The 3797-nt window shown below is 69.1% G+C and carries 2 protein-coding genes; both read right to left on the bottom strand.

Going from position 1 to position 3797, the window contains the following annotated elements:
* Positions 1 to 59: 59 nt before the first annotated feature.
* Complete coding sequence (locus tag QMX83_RS20690; protein ID WP_282298504.1) at positions 60 to 1409, bottom strand: DUF3999 domain-containing protein; 1350 nt, start codon at positions 1407 to 1409, stop codon at positions 60 to 62.
* A partial coding sequence (locus QMX83_RS20685; RefSeq protein WP_282298503.1) for a DUF2339 domain-containing protein occupies positions 1406 to 3797 on the bottom strand: 2392 nt, incomplete at its 5' end. The genes QMX83_RS20690 and QMX83_RS20685, both read right to left, overlap by 4 nt.

The raw sequence follows: 3797 nt of genomic DNA, 5'->3' as shown, positions 1-3797 counted from the left end.
GCCGTTGGCCGGCCCGCATGAACGTTGCATGCAACCCGTGGGCCGGCCAACGGCCGGCGCTACCGCTTGGTGCGCAGCAGGCTGATCGCAAACCCACCCACGATCACCACCCCGAGCCCCAACAACGCCCAGAGCAGCCAACGCTTCCAGTCACGCTCGGGCTGCACGGCGGCGTCGCCGCCCAGCACCTGCGCCGGGCCCTGCACGGTGGCCACCGCCGGCTGCCACTGTTCCCCCTGCTGTGCGCGCAGCTGCGCCAGCACGGTACCCACGGGCGCGTAGGTGCGTGCAGCACGCACGCTGCCCGTGGCGACCGTGAACGGCGGCTCGCCCTGGCTCAGGAACACCAGCGTTTCAGGCTGGTAGCCAAGCTTCAGCGTAGGTGCCTGCGCGGGCTGCCCTTGTGCGGCCACCAGTTTCCAGTAGCGGTCCCGGCTGTGCGTGGCCAACGACTGGGCCTGCGACTGGCGGCGCTGCGCACTGTCCTGCAGCTGGTAGGCCACCCACGGCCCGGCCCGGACCTGCCAGGGCTGGCCCGCATCATCACGGCTCTGCAGGGTCCACTGCACCGCGCTGTTGTAGGCGGTGGCGATGTCGACCTGCGCGATCGGGAAGCGTCCATCCAGGACGTATTCGAACTCGCCCGGTGCGGCCGTCTTCCCCTGCAGTGAACGCCACTGCCAGTCGATCGCCGGCAGCGTCGACATCAGTTCGGCCTGCACCGCGGTCAGCGCTGGCAGTGTGTTGCCGGAGACCGGCAGAATCCGGATGTATCGTGCCTGGCGTCCGATGAAAATGCGGCGCTGCTGCAGACGGTTGTCGTCCTGCGCCAGATCGACCAGCGGCACGTCGTCATTGATCCTGCGCCAGCTCTGCAGGTCGCCGCTGACATCCACCTGGACGCGCAGCTGCAACGACGGACCCGCCTGCCAGTCCAGCCGCAGTGCCTGCACGGCAACATCGAGCTTGCTCGCATCCACCAGCCAGCCGCCGGGTTGCGCGCTGCTGCCGGTACGCCCCAGTCGCGCTTCCACGCGGCGCACGCTGCCGTCGGTATTGCGCTCGGTCAGCAGTTGCAGGTCGTCGCTGCCAGCGCTGCCCTGCGGGGGCAGTGCAAACCAGGGCAATGCCTGCAGGGGGGCGCTCTGCGCCAGCGGTGTTTCCGCCCTGAACAACGCCGACGGCAACGGCTGGCCCTGCGCATTGAACACCTGCACATCCTGCAGCTGCGGCGACACCGCGCTGCGGTACTGCGCTTCCCCCAAGGTCAGCCGATACGCTCCGGCCGACGGTGTCTCCAGTTGCAGCGGCCATTGCTCGCGGTAGTCCTGGCGCGCATCGACAGCCATCGCCCAGCCCGGCGCGGCCAGCAGGAACAGTCCGGTCAGGATCCGGCAGACAGAATTCACGGGGCAGTCTCCACAGCAGGTTCGGCGGCACGCGGCGGTGCCGGAGCCAGATACCCCACGACCGTGCACAGCAGGCCGTAGGCGATGAAAGAGGCGATACCGAGCAGGTTGCCCAGATGCTGGCGGTCGATGAGCACCAGCTTGGCCAGTACCACGCCCATCAGCACCGCGCCGACCAGCCACAGGGCACGCTGCCCGCGCCGCGAGCCCCACACCCAGCTGATCACGCCCAGCACGCTCCAGACCACGGTGAGGCTGGTCTGCGCCAGCGTCGACGACCACAGCTGCTCGTTCCACGCCACGCCGCCCCAGTGGTGCACGGCATGCAGGGTGATGCTGGTGAGGGCGATGAACCCGGCCACGGCCAGCACCGGGATGCGCTGTGCCTGCAACGCCTGCGGTGCCTGGCCGGTCCACAGCCAGCGCGCGAGCAGGGCCAGCACCGCCAGCTGTGCCAGTTCCAGCGGGTTGAGCAACGGCACCCACGGCAGCGGTGCGGCATCGCCCGGCGCAAACAGGTAGCAGCACCAGGCAAAGGCCAGCGCCATGAACACCGTTCCCTGCAGCGCATGACGACTGCCGTCGAAGCGCGGTCCCAACGGCAGGGTCAGCCAATGCCAGCGCTGCAGCGATACCGCCGCCAGCAGCAGCCACGGCAGCAGTGCCGCCGCCAGGGCCCAGCCCTGAGCCAGTGCGAAACGCTCGGCCACCCAGCTGGCGGTAAGGGTGAGCACGGTCGGCCACAGCAGCCACCAGGTGAACTGCGCGGCCACGGCCGCACGCCCCTGCCCGCCACGCAGGCACCACAGGCTGCGGACGCCGAGCACGGCAAACACGGCCCAGGCCAGCGCGCCGTAACCAGCGAACGGCTGGCCATGCAGGTCGACCTGCCACAGCGCTACCGGGAACGCACACAGCAGCATGCCCAGCGTGGTCAGCACCAGCGCGCGCGCCGGCTGGCGGCGATGCATTTCAGCGGCCAGCCAGGCGGTGACCGCGACCAGCACCAGCATGGCGTCGGGCACGCTGCTGCGTGCGACGAAGCGCCCGATCTCGTGGCTGAAGGTCCCCAGCCACCACAGCAGGCCCCACAGGTAGTACACGATGGCGGGTGCTTCCTTGTCGGCGCGGCGATAGCTCCAGGCCGACGCAAACCCGGCCACGGCCAGCAGCAGCCCGCTCATGAAGGTCGGATTGGACACGGCAATGCCGTCGAAGCGCCAGTAATCGGCACCGACCACGAACGCGAACGCTGCGCCCAGCTGCAGCAGTGCACCAGCAATCTGCGGCAGCAGACGCTGCTGGCGCAGGCCCAGCCAGACCAGACCCGCCCCTTCCAGCGCGAAAATGCTGGCTGTCGCGCGCGCGGACAACGCCAGCGGCACGGCGAGAGTGGCAAAGCCGACCGCCAGCACTGCATGACACTGCCCCAGCGCGGCGTAGCGCTCGCGGCGGATCAGGGCCCAGCCCAGCACGGCGTAGAGCGCCGCCAGTGCAAGCGCACACAGCGCAAGCAGCAGGCGGTCGTCATGCAGCATGCCCGCCTGCAGCGAGAACGCAATCAGCGGCGTACCGAAGACCAGGCTGCCATCGATCAGGTCGCGCCTCTCCGCCGGCTGACGGCGGGCATACAGCAGCGGAATGACCAGGTAGAACGCAAAGAACAACAGCAGGAACGGCTCGGTGCTGGCGAACTTGTCGCTCTGGTACTGCAGCACGCCCCAGAACGTGCCGATGCCAAACGTGAAGGCAAAGCCCAGCAGGTTGAGCACACGCCAGGGACGCCACCAGGCGATGGCGAGGATGGCCGCGTTGAGCACGGCGTAATACGAGAACAGCGCCACATGGTTGCCACTGCCGGTGGACAGCCAGATCGGGGCCATGAAGCCGGCGAGAATGCCGAGCACGGCGAGGGTGCGCGAGTTCTGTACCACCGCCAGCACACCGAGGCCGGCGATCAGCAGCACGCTCAGGGCGAAGGCGATGCCGGGATCGACCAGCCCATAGCGTTTGAATGCGGCAAAAATGGTCAGCAGCAGGATGCCGATCGCCCCACCCTGCAGCGCCAGCGCGAACAACCGCCGACGCTCGCGCTGGACCCACCCGAACACCAGCAGGCCCAGTGCACCGGCCGCGATGGCAGCCAGCCGCAGTTCAATCGGGGCGTTGAGCCAGCCCTGGTCACTGGCGTACTTGAGCAGCGCAGCCACACCGGCCAGCAGCACCAGCATGCCGATCTTGACCGGCACGTTGCCTTCGGTGAACCAGGTCTTGACCGTATCGATGGCGCGTTCAATGACGTTCGGCCCCTGCGGCACCGCAGGCGCAGGCGGCGCCACCGGCGCGCGTGGCGGCAGCGGCGGCGGCGCTGCACGGGCGGCAACGGGC

It is taken from the genome of Stenotrophomonas sp. PS02289, assembly GCF_029960115.1.
Lineage (GTDB): Bacteria > Pseudomonadota > Gammaproteobacteria > Xanthomonadales > Xanthomonadaceae > Stenotrophomonas.
The sequence above is the reverse complement of the archived record's forward strand: the minus strand, read 5'-3'. Positions and strand labels throughout refer to the sequence as shown.